This window comes from Actinomyces urogenitalis (assembly GCF_002861525.1).
Taxonomy (GTDB): domain Bacteria; phylum Actinomycetota; class Actinomycetes; order Actinomycetales; family Actinomycetaceae; genus Actinomyces; species Actinomyces urogenitalis.
In genome coordinates this window covers 489,391-508,591 of the sequence record NZ_PKHA01000001.1, presented here as the reverse complement: position 1 = coordinate 508,591, position 19,201 = coordinate 489,391, and the positions used below count along the sequence as shown (strand labels likewise).

The following is a 19,201-nucleotide window of genomic DNA, read 5'->3' as shown; positions in this document are numbered from 1 at the left end:
CGGCGGTGACCGGCTCGGGCAGGTAGATTCGCACCGCAAGGTCCGCACCCGGACCGGGACCATGAGGAGGAAACCGTGACCGGACTCGTCGTCGACATCGTGGACCTGCCGCGCGCGGTAGGCTCGGTCAAGAACGTCCGCCTCGACCTGCCTGCGCCCACGGGCCTGGGTACGGAGGTCGTCGGCGTGCCCGAGGGCAGCGAGATGACGCTGGTTGCCTCATTGACCTCCATGGACGACGGCGTGCTCGTGCGCGGGGAGGCAGACGTCCACGTCCACGGTGAGTGCGTGCGCTGCCTGCGCGACCTGGACGAGGACCGCACCGTGACCTTTGACGAGCTCTACTTCCTGCCCGAGGCCGCTGCGGCCCAGAAGGAGGAAGGGGACGAGGAGGCGGAGGACCTCTTCCTCGTGGGGGAGACGAGCCTGGACCTGGAGCCGGCGCTGCGTGATGCCCTGGTCCTGGACCTGCCGTTCCGCCCCCTGTGCCGCCCGGACTGCGCGGGCCTGTGCCAAGAGTGCGGTGAGCGCCTGGACGACCTTCCCGAGGACCACCACCACGAGGTGCTGGACCCGCGCTGGTCGGCTCTGTCCGCGTTGCTGGAGGAGCCGGGCGAGCAGAGTCAGGAGGAGCAGGCCTGATGTCCCGAGGCTCGCACAAGCCCTCTCGCAGGACGGCTCCGCCGGCCCGTACGGACGTGGAGTCGCTGGTCTACCGCTGGGGCTGTCAGATCGAGGACCCGCTGCTGGACCTGGCGCTGACCCACCGCTCCTGGGCGCACGAGAACGGTGGCCTGCCCACCAACGAGCGCCTGGAGTTCCTGGGGGACGCCGTCCTGCAGATCATCGTCACTGAGGACCTCTTCCGTGACCACCCGGAGGTGCCCGAGGGACAGCTGGCCAAGATGCGAGCGGCCACGGTCTCCGAGCCGGCCCTGGCAGGCGTGGCCCGGGATCTGGGACTCGGTGAGTTCATCAAGCTTGGTAAGGGCGAGGCCCTGTCCGGCGGGCGGGACAAGGACTCGATCCTGTCCGATACCGTCGAGGCGCTCATCGGCGCCACCTACCTCACGGTCGGCCTGGAGCCTGTACGTGAGGTTGTCCTGCGGCTGGTCAGCCGCTTCCTCACCGAGGCCCCCTCGCGCGGCGCAGGCCTGGACTGGAAGACGAGCCTGCAAGAGCTGGCCGCCGTGCACCGCCTGGGCAGCCCGAGCTATCGCGTCACGAGCGTGGGTCCTGATCACGCCCGCGTCTTCACCGCCGTCGCCGTCGTCGACGGCCAGGAGCGTGGAGAGGGGACCGGCAGCTCAAAGAAGGTCGCTGAGCACGACGCCGCCGAGGCGGCCTACGCCTCGATCCTTGCCTCTCACGGTGACGGAGGGCTGGAGATTCCCGGGGCGACCGAGGCCCTGCGAGCGGACCTGGGGCTGCCGACCGGGCAGTCCAGCCCTGCCGGCGGCGCGGGTGCCTGAGCTTCCTGAGGTCGAGGCCGTCCGCAGGGGCCTGGAGCGCCACCTCGTCGGCCGTGTGGTCACGGGAGTCGAGGTCCTGGAGCCTCGTGCGCTGCGGCGTCAGGAGGGCGGCGTGGAGGCCTTCATCCGGGGCCTGGCCGGGCGCAGGCTGGAAGCGGCCGTGCGCCGCGGTAAGTTCCTGTGGCTGCCCCTGGATGACGGCCGCGCCCTGTCCGCCCACCTGGGGATGAGCGGGCAGCTTCTGGTCAGGGGCACAGGACCGGCAACCAGCGCGGGCGGCCAGGAGCCGGGCTCTGTGGGCGACGCGCCCGCTGCTGACGCCGTCGTGGCGGACCCGTCCGTGCCCCGCGTGGACCTGACCGCGACCCGCGCGCCGAGCCTGGTGCGGGACCTGTCTGTGCGGCTCAGGCACCTGAGGGTGCGTCTCCACCTGACCTCGCGTGAGGCAGACCCACACCCGCAGGCTGGGGCCGCGCTCGACCTGGTGGACCAGCGCATGCTCGGGGGCCTGCGCCTGAGCGAGATGGTGGCGACGGCTGACGGAGCGAGCGGGGGAGAAGGATCACCGCAACCGTTCCTGCCGCAGGACGCGGCGCATATCGCGCGAGACCTGCTGGACCCCGCGGTGGACCTTGACGGGGTCCTGGCGCGGATGCGCTCGTCACGGCGAGGTGTCAAGGCTCTGCTGATGGATCAGGAGCTGGTGTCCGGGGTCGGCAACATCTACGCCGATGAGGGCTTGTGGGCAGCTCGGGTCCACGCGGCCTCGCCCGGCCGCAGCCTGGGTCCACGGGTCGGGCGCCGGCTCCTTGAGGCCACCGCCGAGGTGATGCGCCGGGCGCTGAAGGTGGGCGGCACCAGCTTTGACGCCCTCTACGTTGACGCCGAGGGCGCCGCCGGATTCTTCGCCCGCGAGCTTGAGGCCTACGGGCGCGCCGGTCAGGAGTGCCGCCGCTGCGGTGCCACCATGCAGCGCCAGGTCATCGGCGCCAGGAGCCACACCTTCTGCCCGCGGTGCCAGCGCAGGTGGGGTACCAGCAGCTGATTCCTCTGCTGCTGGGCGGGAATGCTGAAAGGAAGCGGTGCGGCTTTTGTGACGTTGGTCCCCAGCGCTGGTACTCTCTCACGTATGCCGACTCCCTCCTCAACCGAGCAGGTCCGCGTCATGATCGTGGACGACCACGAGATCGTCCGGCGCGGCATTGCTGAGATCATTGATCGTGCAGACGACCTCGACGTCGTCGCTGAGGCCGGCAGCCGCGCTGAGGCGGTACGCCGTGCCGAGCTGGTCCGCCCCGACGTCGTGCTCGTGGACCTTCAGCTTCCTGACGGTACCGGGATCGAGGTGATGAACGACCTGCGCGAGACGGTGCGGGAGGCCCTGCCGATCGTGCTGACCTCCTTCGACGACGACGAGGCACTGGCGGAGGCTCTGGAGGCCGGGGCACGTGCTTACCTGCTCAAGACCGTCCACGGCGCGGAGATCTCCGACGTCGTCCGGGCGGTGGCCGCGGGCCGGGTCCTGCTGGACGAGCGCACCGTGACTCGTCGCCGTGCTGACCATGACGACCCCACCGCTGACCTGACCAACGCCGAGCGCAAGGTCCTGGAGCTGATCGGGGACGGCCTGTCCAACCGGGAGATCGGCGAGCGGCTGGGCGTGGCGGAGAAGACCGTCAAGAACCACATCACCGCGCTCCTGGCCAAGATGGGCCTGCAGCGCCGCACCCAGGTAGCCGCCTGGGTGGCCGGGCAGCGCGCCTCGGGCTGGCGCAACCACTGAGCCTGGGTACCTGGACGCGTGTGGCCGCCCCAGCTGGGGCGGCCACACGCGTATCCGGGCTACCGGACCTGACGCGGTTGAGCCGGCTCGGCCAGCGGTACCCGCCAGGTGAAGCAGGTCCCGCGGCGTCCGCCGTCGGACCTGGCTCGTGGCCCGATGACGAAGGTGCCGCCGTGGCGGCGAGCGCGTTCGGCCATATTGGCGGTTCCTGAGCGGCGCGTGACGGAGGGATCGACCCCCACGCCGTCGTCACGGCACACGATCTCGACGACGGGGCTACCGGAGAAGGGCGCGGAGCTGCCCGTCGCGGCGTCGTTGGGCTCCTCCTGACCTGGCTCGGGCTCCAGGCAGCCGGCTGGCAGCACGCCCTCAAGCTTGATGTCAACGGTCACGGAGGAAGCGTGGGCGTGGCGGGCCACGTTGCTCAGCCCCTCACGCACCACGGCCACCATGTCATCGGCGATATCAGGCTCCACCGCGGCGTCGACGGCGTCAATGAGCTCGTCCTCGGCCTCGCGCGGTGCCTGGGCCAGCCCGCGACCGTCCACGCTCAGGAGCAGGGAAGGGGCGTAGCCCAGCGAGGTGCGGGCCAGCGAGGCCTCACGGCGCAGGCGTTCCACGAGGCTGACGTCCTCGTCCCGGTCACGTAGCGAGCGGACGATGGATCGGATCTGGCGCACGGAGTCGTCCACGGCTGCCAGCGAGGACTCCAGCACCTGGCACACGGCGTCCACGTCCACCTGGGTGGCTCCCGCCTGCTGCGAGGCAGCCTGAAGCCGGTCCTTGGCAGCCGTGATCTGCATCCCGGTGGCGAAGAGCTGTTGGATCGCCAGGTCGTGCAGGTCCCGACCGATCCGGTTGCGCTCGCCCAGCAGCAGCGCCATCTCCTCAGCGTGCTGGGCGTCAGCCAGCTCGAAGGCCATAGTCGCCTGCCCAGCGACGAGCTCAGCGATCTCCAGGTCCTGGGCGGTGAAGAGCGGGGCTCCCTGCTCGCGCAGGAGCAGCATGACACCCACACCCTTGCCACGGTGGATCATCGGGGCGTAGAGCGCCGGACCGAAGCGGGCCAGGGCCTCGACCTGGAGCTGGGAGTCGTCCCACAGCTCGTGCAGCGAAGGGATGATGAGTCCGGTCTGGTTGGACAGGGTCTGCAGGGCACGTCCCTCGGCCGGGAAGTAGGTGCCGATGAGGTCAGCGCCGTGGGCGCCGTCGGCGATCTCGCACACCCAGGTCTGGCCGATGCTGGGCAGGACCAGGGCGGCCGTGTCCGCGTGGGCGACCTCGCGCACCCGCCGGGCAATGAGGGTCAGGGCGTCGTCCTGCTCGGCGCCGGACAGGAGCATCGTCGTCAGCTCCTGGGAGACGGCCATCCACTGCTCGCGGCTGCGCGCGACCCGGTACAGGCGTGAGTTCTCCACGGCGACGGCGGCGGCCTCAGCCAGCGTGGCCACGGTGGTGACGTCAGCCGGGCCGAAGCCACCGGGCTTGTCGCACAGGTAGAGCCGCCCGTAGACCCGGTCATGGACCTTGAGAGGAGCGGAGAGCACGGAGCCCGGGTCCTCGCCCTCGATCGCGCCGGTAAAGGCGGAGGAGCCCATGAGCTCGTTGACGACGACGACCTCCTGCTCCGAGCTGGCCGTTCCCAGCAGCGCCTGGAGGTGCTCGGGTGAGGCCGTGGCGGACCCGGCGGTGACCGGGTCATTGGGCTGCCCGGTGGTGCGGGAGCGGTCCTCGACGGCGATCGTGCCCCAGGTCGCGCCGGTCAGTGAGCAGGCGGAGTCCACCAGGCGGCTGAGGGCGTCAGGAACGCGCAAGGAGCTGGTCAGACGCAGGGCTGCGCGCAACAGCTCGACCGTCGTCTCCTCCAGCGGCTGGGCGACCCGGTGGCTCCTGGTGGATCCCAGGGCGTCCAGGTGCACGGCGTAGGTCAGCGCGCCCAAGGTTGAGGAGTCCTCCGGGCTGGGCACCGAGGGCAAGGACATGAGCAGATCGGTGGAGGGCATCCCCGGCACCATGACACCAGCGGCGTGCGGTGCGTGCTGGGGCGTGTGCTGTTCAGGCACGTCCCGCTCCTTCCTGTTCCAACGACCAACGGTAGCCCTCGTCATGCTCGCTCAGCCAGGCATGGGTGCCGCGGGCCCGCACCCGTGCCGGGCCACGGGCCTGGGTCCCCAGGACCAGGACCTCGTGGGCGCAGTCCAGGGCACTGAGGCGGTGGGTGACGAGCAGGACTCCGCGGGAGGAGTCTGCTGTGAGCAGGTCTGCCACCAGCTGGTCAGCGGTGGCGGTGTCCAGGTGCTCACCCGGCTCGTCCAGGAGCATGAGGGGGGCCGGAGCCGCCAGGGCGCGCGCTAGCAACAGACGACGTCGTTCCCCGCCTGACAGTGCGGTGGCGTCCGTGCCGACGACGGTGTCCAGTCCCTCGGGCAGCGTCGCCAGCCACGTGCCCAGGCCAGCGCGCTGGAGCAACGCCGTGGCCTCCTGCGGCGTGACGGTGCCGCGGGCCACGCGCAGGTTCTCCAGGACGGAGGTGTCGAAGATATGCGCGTCCTCCTGGGTGAGGGTGACGCGCTCCGCCACCTGGTCACGGGGCACGGACCAGGGCACCACGCCGTCCAGGGTCAGCTCGCCTGCACGCGGGGGAAGCAGGCCAGCCAGGGTGAGTAGGAGGGTCGTCTTGCCGATGCCGGAGGGGCCCACCACGGCCAGGCGGTCACCGGGTCCCAGGTCGAGGTCGATCCCCTCGGCCACCACCGGGCCGCCGGGCCACCCCACGGCCAGGCCGCGCGCACGCAGACGGGAGGCACCCTGGCTGGGCGATGAGAGCCGAGGGCCCTGGGCGGAGTCCGGCGTGGGCAGCGCTGTGGCCTCGGCGCGGTCAACGAGCTCGATGATGCGCACGGCGGCGCCGGCGGAGGTGACCAGCTGGACCGAGGCTGGTCCGAGGTTGGCGGTCGCCTCGAAGGCGGACAGCGGGACCAAGACGATGACGGCGAGCCAGACCGGTCCCAGCGTCCCCGCGGCGACGGCTGGCAGACCAACCAGGACGGCTCCGAGCACAGCCAGCCCCATGGCCAGGGTGTCCACGGCCGCCGCAACCGCGGCAGGCCTGGCGGCCTTGTCCCGGGTGGCGGCCAGGTGGCGCTCGACCCGGTCCAGATCGGCCAGCAGGTGGGGCATCCGCCCGGCCACGCTCAGCTCGCTGCCGCCGTCGATCGCGGTCAGTGCCGTCGCGGACAGGTCCGTGGCCTGCTCCTGCCGGGCAAGCTCGGCAGCGCGGGCGGATCGGATCGTAGCCATGGGGCCCAGCACGCCCGCCAGGATGAGGCAGGCAGCCAGGATGAGTCCGGCCGGCCAGTAGACCAGGCCGATCGCCACGCTGGTGACCAGGCCGACCGTGGCCGCCACACCCGCGGGCAGGAAGCCTCGCACCACGAGGTCCCCGACGGCGTCGACGTCGGTGCCCACGCGGGAGAGCACGTCTCCGCGGCGCAGGCTCGCTACCATGTCCGTGCGCGAGGAGGCCAGGATCTCGTACAGGTGGGTCCGCAAGGCGTTCATCCCGCGCAACGCGGTGTCATGGGAGACCAGGCGTTCGCAGTAGCGCAGCACCGAGCGGGAGACACCGAACAGGCGTACCAGGACGGGGGCGACTCCCAGAGCCACGACGTCGGGCATTTGAGAGGCCCTGGCGATGAGCCAGGCGGCGACGCCGGACAAGGCGACGGCCGAGGTCAGGCCGAGCGCACCGGTGAGGACGGACAGGGCCACACGGCCGCCGTCGAGCTCGAGGAGGGACAGGGCACGCCGCAGCGCTCGTCGCTCGTCGCGGTGAAGGAACAGGCTCATCGGGCGGCCTCCTCAGCGTCAGTGAGGGCGGTGGCGGCAGGTGCCGAGCCAGGACTCCCATCGTCCTTGGCCGTCAGCCCGGCCTGCGGCGCGGGAGCGCTGGAGACGGTGATGACGTCGTCGGCCAGGGCCAGGACGCTGGACCGGTGGGCGATGACGACGACGGTGCGTCCTGAGGCACGCAGCGCAGCCAGGCCATCCAGCACGTGCGCCTCGCTGGCGGCGTCCAGGTGCGCGGTGGGCTCGTCCATGACCACCAGGGGAGCGGTGGACACCAGGGCCCGGGTCAGTGCCAGGCGCTGGCGCTGACCGACGGACAGGCCGGTTCCTGCGTGGCCGACGGGGGTGTCCCAGCCCTGGGGCAGGGAGTCGATCACCTCGTTCAAGCCGGTGACCCGAGCGGCTTCCAGCACCCGCGCCGGAACCGGGGCGTGCGCGCCGTGATCCGGGGAGGAGACGTCGTCGGTGGGCATGAGGTTGGAGCGGATGGTGCCGGGCAGGAGGACGGGACGCTGGGGAACCCAGGAGATCTGCCTCCACCAGCTCGTGGGTTCGGTCTCGGCCAGGTCCTGTGCGGCGCCGTCGGCGCTGATGACGCGTACACGGCCCTGCTCAGGCTCCAAAAGCCGCAGGAAGACCTGGGAGGTCGTGGTCTTTCCAGCGCCGGAGGGCCCGGACAGTGCCGTGAGGCGGCCCGGACGGATCGTGGCGCTCAGGTCGTGGGGTGCCCAGGCCCCGCGAGCGGCGACGCTGAGGTGCTCCAGCTCGATGCTGGCGTCCTCCAGGCGGGGAGCGGGCAGCGTGCCGGAGCTGAGGGCGGGGGCCTCCAAGACCTCGAAGACGGCCTGCGCGGCCGCCATGCCGTTGGCTGAGGCGTGGAACTGGAAGCCGACCTGGCGCAGGGGCTGGTAGACCTCAGGCGCGATCATGATGACCAGCAGCCCGGTGGCCAGGTCCATGTGCCCGAACAGGAGCCGGAAGCCGACCTCGACGGCGATGATGGCGACCGAGAGCGTGGTGAGGAACTCCAGGACCGCGCCGGACAGGAAGGCCACGCGCAGCGTCGCCATCGTGGTGCGGTTGTAGGCTCGTCCCAGCTCACGCACGCGCCGCCCCGGTCCGATTTCGCGTCCTAGTGCCTTGAGCGTGGGCAGGCCGGCGATGAGGTCGAGGACCTGGGCCCCCAGACGCTCCATGGCCTCCAGCCGGTCGGCGGAGTGCTGCTGGGTCATCTTGCCGATGAGGATCATGAAGATCGGGATGAGCGGGATGGTCAGGACCACCGCGATGGTGGAGGGGACGTCCTGGAGCAGCATGACCAGGCCTGTCAGCGGCGTGACCGTAGCCGCCATGAGCAGCTGGGGCAGGTATCGGGTGAAGTAGGGCTCCAGGTCGTCCATGCCTCGGGTGAGCAGCGTCGTCGTCTCGGCGCCGTGGGCGGCCTGCCAACGCGGTCCCAGGGCCGCGGCCCGCTCGATGACCAGCCGGCGCAGCTCGATGATGGTGCCGGTTGCCGCCCGGTGCGCGCGGACCTCCTGGATGAGGAGCACGAAGGCACGCAGGATGACGACGACCGCGAGCACGCCCACCAACGGCAGGACCTGGGACACCGTCGACTCACCGGTGATGACGGGGGAGATGACCCGGGAGATGAGGAAGGCCTGCGCGACGACGAGGACGGCGGTGGCCAGCCCGGTGACGGCGGTCAGCACGATATAGCGGCGCGCCGAGCGTGCGTAGCGCATGAGTCGGGGGTCCAGTGGCTTCACCGTCCCAGGATAGTGGGGTAGGACCCTGGTCCTCGTCCATCCTCGTCGTTTCAGGCCCTCAACAGTCGGTCCCCATGCTCCCCGCCAGGGAACCGACTGTTGAGGGCCTGAAACGACGGCGAAAGGAACCCGCCCGCCACCCAACTGAACTGGATGACGGGCGGGTCCGTTCTGGTGACGGCTCTGGGCTCAGGGCCTAGGAGACCGCCAGGTCCGTCAGTATCCGACGGCGGCCTCCGGCTGAGCGGAGTCACGCACCTTGGTCGGGTGCAGACCACCCTCGTTGGGGTCGATCTTCTCGGCGCTGACGCGCTTGGAGAAGACCTTGTAGCCCCAGATCGTGTAGAAGAGCACGACCGGCACGAAGATGATCGCGGCGACCGTCATGATCGCCAGGGTCACGTCATCGGAGGCGGCCTGGGCGATCGTGAGGGAGTAGGAGTCGTCGATCGACGAGCGCATGACGTTGGGAGCCATGGCCGAGAAGATGAAGACGACGGCGAAGGCGATGCCACCGAAGTGGAGGGAGAAGGCCCAGCCCTGACGCCCAGCCCAGGTCATGAGCAGCGAGGCGATGAGGAAGACCGCGGCCACGAGCAGCGGGATCCAGGCCAGGGCGTTGAGCGAGTAGGCCAGCTGGGCCCACAGGGCCCACACGGCGGTCAGCGCCGTCGAGGCGATCGCGGACTTGCGGGCGAAGGCCTCGGCGCGGGCGGACAGGTCACCAGCGGTCTTGAGCGCGGTGTAGAGCGCGCCGTGGGTCAGGAACAGCGAGCAGGTGACCAGACCACCCAGGATGGTGAAGGGGGTCAGCAGGCTGAAGAAGCCACCGGTCAGCTCGTGAGAGGCGCCAGCCAGAAGGGTTTCGGAGGGGACGTTCTCGGCCGGGATGACGTTGCCGGTGGCAACCTCGACGACCTCGATCTTCATGCCCTGGACCAGGTTGGCGAAGGCGGCACCCCACAGGATGGAGGGCAGCCAGGTGGAGACGGTGTGCGCCCAGTCCCAGTTGTCACGCCACTTCTGGGAGTTGATCTTGCTGCGCCACTCGATGGCGCAGATGCGGACGATCAGGCACAGCAGGATGAGGAAGAGGACCAGGTAGGCACCGGAGAAGAGGGTGCCGTACCACTCCGGGAAGGCGGCGAAGGTGGCGCCACCAGCGGTGAGCAGCCAGACCTCGTTACCGTCCCAGTGCGGGCCGATGGTCTTCATCATGGCTCGGCGCTCCTGCTCGTTGCGGCCGAGGATCTTGAGCAGCATGCCGACACCGAAGTCGAAGCCCTCAAGGGTGAGGTAGCCGATCCACAGGACGGCGATGAGGATGAACCAGAGGATGGAAAGCAGCGTCATGGTGTGTTCTCTCTTCTCTCGGCTCAGTACTCGAAGGACAGAGCAGGAGCGGCCTGGCCGGTCTCCTGCGAGGCCGCCGAGCCCTGCTCCGTCTGCGTGCGCACACCCTCACGGATGTAACGGCGCAGGAGCATGAACCAGACGACGCCGAGGCCGGCGTACAGGAGGGTGAAGATGACCATCGAGGTCAGGACGGTGCCTGAGGAGACGACGGTCGACACGCCGTTCTGGGTCAGCATGTAGACCTGAGCGACGGGGTCGCCGGCCTCGAAGGAGGCCAGGTTGGGGGCGACGACCCAGGGCTGACGGCCGATCTCAGCGAAGATCCAGCCGAAGGTGGAAGCCAGGAAGGGCAGGCCCATGGACCACAGGGCCAGCTTGCCGTAGCCCGAGGAGGTGATGAGCCGGTCCTTGCGGATGAGCCACAGGGACACCACACCGATCAGGACGCTCAGGCCACCCAGCACGATCATCGCGCGGAAGGTCCAGAAGGTCGTCATCTCGTCGGGGGTGTAGTCGATCTCGTTGCCGGCCACGTCCGTGGTGCCGTAGTTGCTGGCGTACAGCTCCTGGGCCTCCTTCAGGCCCATGACCTCAGCGTTGGGGTTGTTGGTGGCCATGAAGGAGTAGACCTTCGGGATGGTGACGACGTGGCTGGCACTGCCGTCCTCGCACGAGCCGAAGGCTGCAATGGTGAAGCCGGCACCCTGCGCGGTCTCGCACAGCATCTCGGCGGCAGCCATCTTGGCGGGCTGCTCCTTGACGACCAGCTGGCCCTGGAAGTGGCCGGAGAACATGCACAGCACGCCGGCGATGACCATGGTGATCGCGCCGAAGCGGGTCATACGGCGCCACTGCTGACGAGCCTCGAAGTCCTGCGTGGCCTTGGCGGCCTTGGTCATCCACCACACGGACACGCCCAGGATGATGGCACCAGCCACCAGGAAGGAGGTGGTGATGGTGTGGAAGAAGGTCGTCCACAGCAGGGGGTTGCCCAGGACAGCGAAGAAGCCGCCCACGCCGTCCAGGACGGCGCGGCCGGTGTCAGGGTCGATTTTGGCGCCCACCGGGTGCTGCATCCAGGAGTTGGCCCCCAGGATGAACAGGGCGGAGATGTTGACGCCGATCGCCATCATCCAGATGCACAGGTTGTGCAGCTTGGGGGACAGGCGGTCCCAGCCGAAGATCCACAGGCCCATGAAGGTGGACTCAAGGAAGAAGGCGAGGAGGGCCTCGAAGGCCAGCGGCGCACCAAAGATGTTGCCGACGAAGCGGGAGTACTCAGACCAGTTCATTCCGAACTGGAACTCCTGGACGATACCGGTGGCCACACCCAGGGCGAAGTTGATCAGGAGGATCTTCCCGAAGAACTTGGTCGCCACGAGCCACTGCTTGTTGCCGGTGCGGTTGTAGAGGGTCTCCATCAACGCCACGAGCGGGGCCAGACCAATGGTCAGGGGGACGAGGATGAAGTGGTAGACGGTCGTGATGCCGAACTGCCAACGAGCAAGATCGAGGGAGTCCAGCGCCAAGGGTGTGAGAACCACCAGCGCCACCTTTCATAGGGAGTGATGACTTCAATAGGGCTGCCGGGACCGAGGTCACGGTGACACAGGTCAAGTGTAGCCGTCGGTGTGACGCAGTGTCGTCAAAGCGGCATCGTTGGTACGCCTGTGTTGTGACGCTTTTCTGACTTCTGTCAGGTAGGCCCGCGTTTTCGACCCCTGGGACTTTGGGCGCGAGAGACGTGGGGACTAAGGTCCTAGGCCTTGAAGTCCTTGAAAGGCCGGGCGATTCCGCTGGAGGCGATGGCTGCGGGGTGGTCATGAGGTGGGTGGGAGGCGGTGAGTGTGGGATACTCGCCGTGGCCCCGGGTGTCACGTACCGGCCCCCGGTGTCCGAACCTCGTGGTCCACCCCGTCCGGGAGCCTTGCGCCGCCTTGAGCGCTGCTGCGGTCCCGACGCGTGAGGGTGACGACGACGGCCGGCGCCGCAAGGCGCATACGCAGACTTTCTGCTCCGCCCCGGAGCATGACCGTGCCGCGGTCTCGTAGGTACGACGAGAACCGCGGTGCCCGGAGAGTGCATCGCACCATGACCACAACCTCAGACCACAGCTCGGTCGAGTCGGCTGACGAGCAGGAGCCCCAGGGCGTCCAGGAGGCAGCCTCGCAGGAGGCTGCCGCCGAGGAGCCCGCCAAGGCCCCTGCCAAGCGCACCCGTCGCACGACGACGCGCTCGCGCAAGACCGCCACCAAGACCTCCTCCGCGTCCGACAAGGACGAGGCTGCCGAGAAGGACGACAAGACGGCTGACCCCCAGGAGCCCGAGCAGGGCGCGGCGGAGGAAGCCCCCAAGGCGCGTTCTCGCAGCAAGTCCTCCACGCGCAAGACCACGACCACTCGCACCCGTAAGACTGCGGCCTCGACCAAGGCGAAGGCCTCCGCGAAGGGCGCCGAGGCTACCGAGTCCGACCTACCTGAGCAGACCAAGCCGGCCCAGGAGGAATCGCAGACCACCGCGCCGGTCGCCGCCGCGGAGCCGGAGACCGGCGCCACCACGCGCCGCCCGCGTCGCTCACGCAAGGTCACTGCCACCCAGTCCGCACCTGCCCCAGCCCCGCAGCCTCAGGGTGAGGTTGTTCCGGTGGCTCCAGGCTCACCGTCTCCCGCAGCCTCCTCGTCCCAGGACGAGGAGGAGGTGGTCTCCCGCTCCCGGAGCACGACGCGCCGTCGCCGCCGGGTGATGGCCGTCCAGGCTGCCTCGGACGCCGCCCCGGTGGTTGAGACCATCGTGGCCCCCGAGGACGTTGAGGAGGCTTCTGACGAGGAGCCGGCCGCCGAGGTGGCCGCGCCGACGGCGGAGCAGGACGCATTGCAGTCCGCCGACTCTGCTTCCTCCGCTCCTTCGGCACCCTCGGCTGACCAGATCGAGGAGGACGAGGAGGACGACGACGTCGAGGAGAGCCCGGCCCAGCACGAGGACGAGGAGGCCGAGGCCTTCCTCCCGGCTGCCTCGCTGCTCTTCCAGGCCCCGGACCCCACGCGTGCCCGCCGTCGTCGTAAGGTCACGGCCGCCCAGGCGGCTCCGACGGCCGCTCCTGAGCCGCAGGAGGACGGCGAGGAGCAGGATGCCCCTGCTGATGCCGCCCAGCCTCAGCCGGAGGCCGAGGAAAGCCGGCCGGCCAAGCGTGGGCGCCGTCGCCGTAAGGCCACGGCGGCCCAGTCGGCCCCCGAGCACGCCCCGGAGCCTGAGGAGGCGTCCGCACCGGCCGAGCCTGATGAGGCCTCCCAGGAGGAGACCGAGGACCAGGAGGACTCCACCAACGGGCGCCGCAAGCGCCGTCGTGGCGGGCGCGGACGTCGGTCCCGCTCCCGCGCGGAGGCCTCCGAGACCGAGAAGGGCTCGGAGCCTGAGGAGGAGGCCGCGCGCGAGGAGCGTGAGGACTCCGAGCCGCAGTCCGAGGAGCCTGGCCAGACCACCGAGAGCGCTGGTGAGGAGGGCTCGGCCAGCTCCCGTCGGCGCCGGCGTCGTCGCTCCCGCTCACGCTCGGACTCCGGTCGCGACGTGCGTGACGAGGTGACGGCCCTCAAAGGATCGACCCGTCTGGAGGCCAAGCGCCAGCGCCGCCGCGAGGGGCGGGCCGCAGGACGTCGTCGTCCCATCGTCACAGAGGCCGAGTTCCTCGCGCGCCGGGAGTCGGTGGACCGCCAGATGATCGTGCGCGAGCAGGACGGCCTCAACCAGATCGCCATCCTGGAGGACGGGATGCTCGTCGAGCACTACGTCGCCCGCCACACCCAGACCTCGATGGTCGGCAATGTCTACGTCGGCCGTGTCCAGAACGTCCTGCCCTCCATGGAGGCCGCCTTCGTGGACCTGGGCAAGGGGCGCAACGCCGTCCTGTACGCCGGCGAGGTCAACTGGGACGCCGCTGGCATGGAGGGCAAGCCCCGCCGGATCGAGGACGCCCTCAAGAGCGGGGACACGGTCCTGGTGCAGGTCACCAAGGACCCGATCGGTCACAAGGGGGCACGTCTGACCAGCCAGATCACCCTGGCCGGGCGCTACCTCGTCCTCGTGCCCGGCGGCACCATGACCGGTATCTCGCGCAAGCTCCCGGACACCGAGCGTCACCGCCTCAAGGGCATCCTCAAGCGGATCGTCCCCGACGACGCCGGCGTCATCGTGCGCACGGCCGCCGAGGGGGCCAGCGAGGAGCAGCTGCGGGCTGACGTCGAGCGCCTGGCCACCCAGTGGGCAGCGATCGACAAGAAGTCCAAGCAGATCCTCTCCGGCTCCGGCCGCGCTCCTGTCCTGCTCAAGGGGGAGCCCGAGCTCGCCGTGCGTGTGGTGCGGGACGTCTTTAACGAGGACTTCCGCAAGCTGATCGTCCAGGGTCCTGACGCCTGGAAGACGATCTCGGAGTACGTCACCGAGCTCAGCCCGGACCTGGCCGACCGGCTGGAGCACTGGGTGAGCCCGGAGGACGTCTTCAGCGCCCACCGCATCGACGAGCAGCTGGCCAAGGGCTTCGACCGCAAGGTCTGGCTGCCCAGCGGCGGCACGCTCATCATCGACCGCACCGAGGCGATGACCGTCATCGACGTCAACACCGGGCGCTTCACCGGTGCTGGCGGCACCCTGGAGGAGACCGTCACCCGCAACAACATCGAGGCGGCTGAGGAGATCGTCCGGCAGCTGCGTCTGCGCGACATCGGCGGCATGGTCGTCATTGACTTCGTCGACATGGTCCTGGAGTCCAACCGTGACCTCGTGCTGCGCCGTCTGGTGGAGTGCCTGGGACGCGACCGCACCCGGCACCAGGTCACCGAGGTCACGAGCCTGGGGCTGGTGCAGATGACCCGCAAGCGCGTGGGACAGGGCCTGGTCGAGGCCTTCTCCACCCCGTGCGAGTGCTGTGGTGGGCGCGGCTTCATCGTCCACGACAACCCCGTGGAGAACCAGCAGGCGGATATGTCCGTCTCCGCCTCGCGCAGCGCGTCCAAGAGCCGTCGTGGCAAGGGTGAGGGCGAGTCGGGTAAGTCGCGCGGCCGGGGACGCAAGGGCCCGGACGCCGACGACGTCGCGGACGACGCCACGCGCGCTGCAGTCCGCGGGGCGCTGGCCCAGATCGCGGCGGCCGCCGAGCATGCCCACAAGGATGCTGCGGAGCAGGCCGAGGCTGCCGGCTCCCAGGACTCCGCGGCGCAGGGCGACAGCCAGTCCGAGGACTGAGCGCACTGCCCGGAAGGTGACCGACCTGGCAGGACCGTGCGGAAGAACACAGCCGTCACGGGCCTGCTCAGGTTGGCCAGCCAGGGCGGATCGCATAAAGTAATCCGCCGGTGCGTCTCGCACCTTGCCCAGGAGACATGCCCCGCCGAGCGCCACGCGCTGACAGGGTGTGTCCGAAGATTTCGACAGAGATGAGCATTCAAGTGGTCTACGCGATCGTCAAGGCCGGCGGCCGTCAGGAGAAGGTCTCCGTCGGCGACGTCGTGGTTGTCGACAAGCTTGCCGGTGAGATCGGCGACGAGGTCACCCTCGCCCCCGTCATGCTTGTGGACGGCGACGCGGTGACCACCGCTGCTGCCGACCTGGCCAAGTCCTCCGTCAAGGCCGAGATCATCGGCGACGAGAAGGGCCCCAAGATCAACATCCTCAAGTTCAAGAACAAGACGGGCTTCCGCAAGCGCCAGGGTCACCGCGCCCAGCTGACGGCCGTCAAGGTCACCGCGATCAAGTGACCGCCCACGCGGCATCCTGAACGCATCAGCTCGACAGAAAGAAGCCTGACATGGCACACAAGAAGGGTCTTGGTTCCTCCCGCAACGGCCGTGACTCCAACGCTCAGCGTCTGGGCGTCAAGCGCTTCGGCGGCCAGTTCGTCGGCGCCGGTGAGATCATCGTCCGCCAGCGCGGCACCCACTTCCACCCCGGCAACAACGTCGGCCGTGGCAACGACGACACCCTGTTCGCCACTGCTGCCGGCAACGTTGAGTTCGGCACGCACCGCGGCCGCAAGGTCGTCAACGTTGTGGCTGCGCAGGCCTGAGCCTGACACACATCACGCTTTCGCGAGGGCGAACGGCTTCGGCCGTCCGCCCTCGCGGCGTCTAACCTGACCTTCACCACAGCCTCGCGCGACTCATGCTGCTAGCCGCGCCCCGCCGTCGTCCCCAGGAGGAGACATGCCTAGCTTCATCGACCGAGTGGTCCTCCACGTGGCTGGAGGCGACGGTGGCAACGGCTGCACCTCGATCCACCGCGAGAAGTTCAAGCCGCTGGCCGGCCCCGACGGTGGCGACGGCGGTCACGGGGGCGATGTCATCCTCGTGGCTGACCCGGACGTCACCACGCTGCTGAGCTACCACCGTTCGCCACACCGCAGCGCCAAGGGCGGTACCCCGGGCATGGGTAACTGGCGACGAGGAGTCGACGGCGAGGACCTGGTCCTGCCCGTGCCCACCGGCACCGTGGTCAAGACGCCTGAGGGCGAGGTCCTGGCCGACCTCGTCGAGGCCGGCAACCGGGTGGTGGTGGCGGCCGGTGGGACCGGCGGCCGCGGCAACTTCTCCCTGGCCTCCTCCAAGCGGCGTGCGCCCGGCTTCCACCTGCTGGGCGAGCCGGGGGACCGGCTGGACGTGGTCTTGGAGCTCAAGACCATTGCGGACGTGGCCCTGGTGGGTTACCCCAGCGCCGGCAAGTCCTCGCTCATCGCCGCTATGAGCGCGGCTCGGCCCAAGATCGCCGACTACCCCTTTACCACCCTGGTTCCGAACCTGGGCGTGGTCGAGGCCGGCGCCACCCGCTACACGATCGCCGACGTGCCTGGGCTCATCCCCGGCGCCTCGCAGGGCAAGGGCCTGGGACTGGACTTCCTGCGGCATATTGAGCGCTGCGCGGTGATCGTCCACGTGCTGGACTGCGCCACGCTGGAGCCGGGACGCGACCCGCTCAGCGACCTGGACACGATCGAGTCCGAGCTGGCCGCGTATGCCGACGGCCTGGGCGAGGCGGAGTCAGATCCGTCCCTGACCGGACGGGTTCCGCTCATGGAACGACCACGCGTGGTGGTCCTCAACAAGGTGGACGTGCCGGAGGCCGAGGAGCTGGCCGACTTCGTGCGCGAGGACATCGAGGCCCGGGGCCTGAGGGTCTTCACCGTCTCCGCCGTCGCCCACACGGGGCTGCGGCCGCTGTCCTTCGCGCTGGCGGAGCTGGTTGAGGCCGCCCGTGCTGCCCAGCCTGAGATCGCCGCGCCTGAGCGCCCGGTGATCCGCCCGGCTGCTGTGGGACGGCGCGGTGGTGAGGCCGTGGCCCGTGTGGCGCTCATCCAGCACCCCAGCGAGGGGCAGGTCTACCAGGTCCGCGGGGACAAGCCGGAGCGCTGGGTGCGCCAGACCGACTTCACCAACAACGAGGCCGTGGGCTACCTGGCTGATCGGCTAGCCACCGCCGGGGTGGAGGACGAGCTGGTGCGCGCGGGCGCCCACGCTGGCGACTCAGTGCTCATCGGCGAGATCGAGGGCGGTGTCCTGTTCACCTGGGAGCCCACCGTGACCGCCGGGGCCGAGCTGCTGGGGGCGCGTGGGACGGACGTGCGCGTGGAGGACTACCACCGCCGCACCAACGTCGAGCGTCGCGAGCAGTACCACGCCTCGATGGACGCCAAGGAGGAAGCGCGGCGCCAGCTGCGTGAGGAAGCCGCTGAGGGCCTGTGGACCGATCCGTCCTGGCAGGAGGAGCACCAGTGAGCACGCAGGACGCCGGGTACACCGCGACCACCCGCCCCACCGCGCTGCCGGCTGGCGCGCGGCTGGTGCTCAAGGTCGGATCCTCCTCCCTGACCCGTGAGGACGGTGGGCTCAACCTCAACCGGATCGACATCCTCACCCGGCTCATCGCCGGGCTGCGCAGGCGCGGTCACGACGTTGTCCTGGTCTCCTCCGGCGCGGTGGCAGCCGGGCTGCCAGCGCTGGGGATGGATGAGCGCCCCAGCGAGCTGCGCCTGCTTCAGGCAGCGGCCAGCGTGGGTCAGGGCCGGCTCGTCTCTCGCTGGCAGACGGCGATGAGCGCCTACGGCCAGGTCACCGCCCAGGTGCTGCTCACTGCGCAGGACGTCGCTGTACGGCGTCACTACCGCACTGTGCGCGCCACCTTCGACGCCCTGCTGTCCATGGGGGCGGTGCCGGTGGTCAACGAGAACGACGCCGTGGCCAACGCCGAGTTCAGCCTCGGGGACAACGATCACCTGGCCGCGCTCGTGGCCCACCTGGTCAGCGCGGACGTCCTGGTGCTCTTCACTGACGTCGACGGGATGTGGACGGCCAAGCCCGGAACGCCGGGAGCCACGCCGATCCGTTTCGTTCCCGACGTCACGCACCTGGAAGGCGTCAACGTTGACATGCGCGGATCCGCCCTGGGTACGGGAGGCATGCGCACCAAGCTGCAGGCAGCCACCATCGCCTGCGCCTCAGGCACGGACACGGTCATTGCCAGCGCTGACGACGCCGTGAGGCTGCTGGGGACCGACGGCGTCCCGGCGGACCTGGGGACCTGGTTCTCGGCCACCGGGCCGCACCGCCCCAGCCGCCGCCTGTGGATGGCGCACGCCTCGGTGCCTGAGGGGCGGGTGCTGATCGACGCCGGTGCCGCCCAGGCCCTGACGGTGGGCAAGAAGTCGCTCCTGCTGCCCGGGGTCACCGGGGTGGCTGGGGACTTCGAGTCAGGCGCGGTCGTCGAGGTCGTGGGGCCCGACGGCGTGCTGGCGCGAGGCATCTGCCGGTACGCCTCCGCAGAGCTGGACGAGGTCCTGCAGGCGCGTCGCAGCGGGGGAGAGGTCCCGGACCACGTGACTCCGGTGGTCCACCGCGACGACCTCGCCGAGCTGCCGCACGGGCTAGGGGCCTGAGGCACGCCCCCGGGCACTGCGCCTTGGTGGCTACCCCTGCGCCTGGCAGGGCGCGGAG

Annotated in this window: 14 protein-coding genes; 9 read left to right on the top strand and 5 right to left on the bottom strand. The window is 69.8% G+C overall.

Translation table 11 applies throughout. The features are described from left to right. Window positions 1–75: 75 nt before the first annotated feature. From CYJ26_RS02165 to CYJ26_RS02150, 4 genes are all read left to right on the top strand, one after another. Window positions 76–642 carry a YceD family protein gene (locus CYJ26_RS02165; protein ID WP_006549471.1) on the top strand — a complete coding sequence of 189 codons (567 nt, stop codon included), beginning with the start codon at window positions 76–78 and terminating at the stop codon, window positions 640–642. Continuing rightward, window positions 642–1,472 carry a ribonuclease III gene (gene rnc / locus CYJ26_RS02160; protein WP_101637849.1) on the top strand — a complete coding sequence of 277 codons (831 nt, stop codon included), beginning with the start codon at window positions 642–644 and terminating at the stop codon, window positions 1,470–1,472. Before CYJ26_RS02165 ends, rnc begins: the two co-directional genes overlap by 1 nt. Further along, on the top strand, window positions 1,465–2,517 hold the full coding sequence (gene mutM, locus CYJ26_RS02155) for a bifunctional DNA-formamidopyrimidine glycosylase/DNA-(apurinic or apyrimidinic site) lyase (RefSeq protein WP_024036505.1): 1,053 nt from the start codon (window positions 1,465–1,467) through the stop codon (window positions 2,515–2,517). The genes rnc and mutM overlap by 8 nt, the downstream gene beginning before the upstream one ends. An 84-nt stretch (window positions 2,518–2,601) precedes the next feature. Continuing rightward, complete coding sequence (locus CYJ26_RS02150; protein WP_006549474.1) at window positions 2,602–3,255, top strand: response regulator; 654 nt, start codon at window positions 2,602–2,604, stop codon at window positions 3,253–3,255. A gap of 59 nt (window positions 3,256–3,314) precedes the next feature. On the opposite strand, the gene CYJ26_RS02145 is transcribed toward CYJ26_RS02150, so the two are convergent. The 5 genes from CYJ26_RS02145 to CYJ26_RS02125 all read right to left on the bottom strand — a co-directional run bounded on the left by CYJ26_RS02145 (window position 3,315) and on the right by CYJ26_RS02125 (window position 11,773). Continuing rightward, the gene (locus CYJ26_RS02145; RefSeq protein ID WP_374044897.1) at window positions 3,315–5,270 is read right to left on the bottom strand and encodes a GAF domain-containing sensor histidine kinase; all 1,956 of its coding nucleotides are present in this window, start codon (window positions 5,268–5,270) and stop codon (window positions 3,315–3,317) included. Between the two features lie 40 nt (window positions 5,271–5,310). Continuing rightward, window positions 5,311–7,104: a thiol reductant ABC exporter subunit CydC gene (gene cydC, locus CYJ26_RS02140; RefSeq protein ID WP_101637848.1), complete on the bottom strand. Its 1,794-nt coding sequence runs from the start codon at window positions 7,102–7,104 to the stop codon at window positions 5,311–5,313. Beyond that, the gene (gene cydD, locus CYJ26_RS02135) at window positions 7,101–8,873 is read right to left on the bottom strand and encodes a thiol reductant ABC exporter subunit CydD (RefSeq protein ID WP_180950816.1); all 1,773 of its coding nucleotides are present in this window, start codon (window positions 8,871–8,873) and stop codon (window positions 7,101–7,103) included. Before cydD ends, cydC begins: the two co-directional genes overlap by 4 nt. Window positions 8,874–9,089: 216 nt before the next feature. Continuing rightward, entirely contained in the window at window positions 9,090–10,226 is a 1,137-nt protein-coding gene (gene cydB / locus CYJ26_RS02130; RefSeq protein WP_006549478.1) for a cytochrome d ubiquinol oxidase subunit II, read from the bottom strand. Between the two features lie 23 nt (window positions 10,227–10,249). Beyond that, window positions 10,250–11,773 carry a cytochrome ubiquinol oxidase subunit I gene (locus CYJ26_RS02125; protein WP_034234811.1) on the bottom strand — a complete coding sequence of 508 codons (1,524 nt, stop codon included), beginning with the start codon at window positions 11,771–11,773 and terminating at the stop codon, window positions 10,250–10,252. A gap of 547 nt (window positions 11,774–12,320) precedes the next feature. Between CYJ26_RS02125 and CYJ26_RS02120 the strand changes: the two genes are divergently transcribed. The 5 genes from CYJ26_RS02120 (at window position 12,321) to proB (ending at window position 19,143) form a co-directional block, all read left to right on the top strand. After that, the gene (locus tag CYJ26_RS02120; RefSeq protein WP_101637846.1) at window positions 12,321–15,464 is read left to right on the top strand and encodes an Rne/Rng family ribonuclease; all 3,144 of its coding nucleotides are present in this window, start codon (window positions 12,321–12,323) and stop codon (window positions 15,462–15,464) included. Between the two features lie 191 nt (window positions 15,465–15,655). Further along, window positions 15,656–15,976, top strand: a complete 321-nt coding sequence (gene rplU, locus CYJ26_RS02115) for a 50S ribosomal protein L21 (protein WP_006549481.1) — start codon at window positions 15,656–15,658, stop codon at window positions 15,974–15,976. Window positions 15,977–16,026: 50 nt separating this feature from the next. Beyond that, the gene (gene rpmA, locus CYJ26_RS02110; protein WP_006549482.1) at window positions 16,027–16,284 is read left to right on the top strand and encodes a 50S ribosomal protein L27; all 258 of its coding nucleotides are present in this window, start codon (window positions 16,027–16,029) and stop codon (window positions 16,282–16,284) included. 136 nt (window positions 16,285–16,420) lie between these two features. Next, window positions 16,421–17,986, top strand: a complete 1,566-nt coding sequence (gene obgE / locus CYJ26_RS02105; RefSeq protein ID WP_101637845.1) for a GTPase ObgE — start codon at window positions 16,421–16,423, stop codon at window positions 17,984–17,986. Next, window positions 17,983–19,143 (top strand): glutamate 5-kinase, encoded by a 1,161-nt coding sequence (gene proB, locus CYJ26_RS02100; RefSeq protein WP_101637844.1) that lies wholly within the window; start codon window positions 17,983–17,985, stop codon window positions 19,141–19,143. The genes obgE and proB overlap by 4 nt, the downstream gene beginning before the upstream one ends. Window positions 19,144–19,201 lie beyond the last annotated feature (58 nt).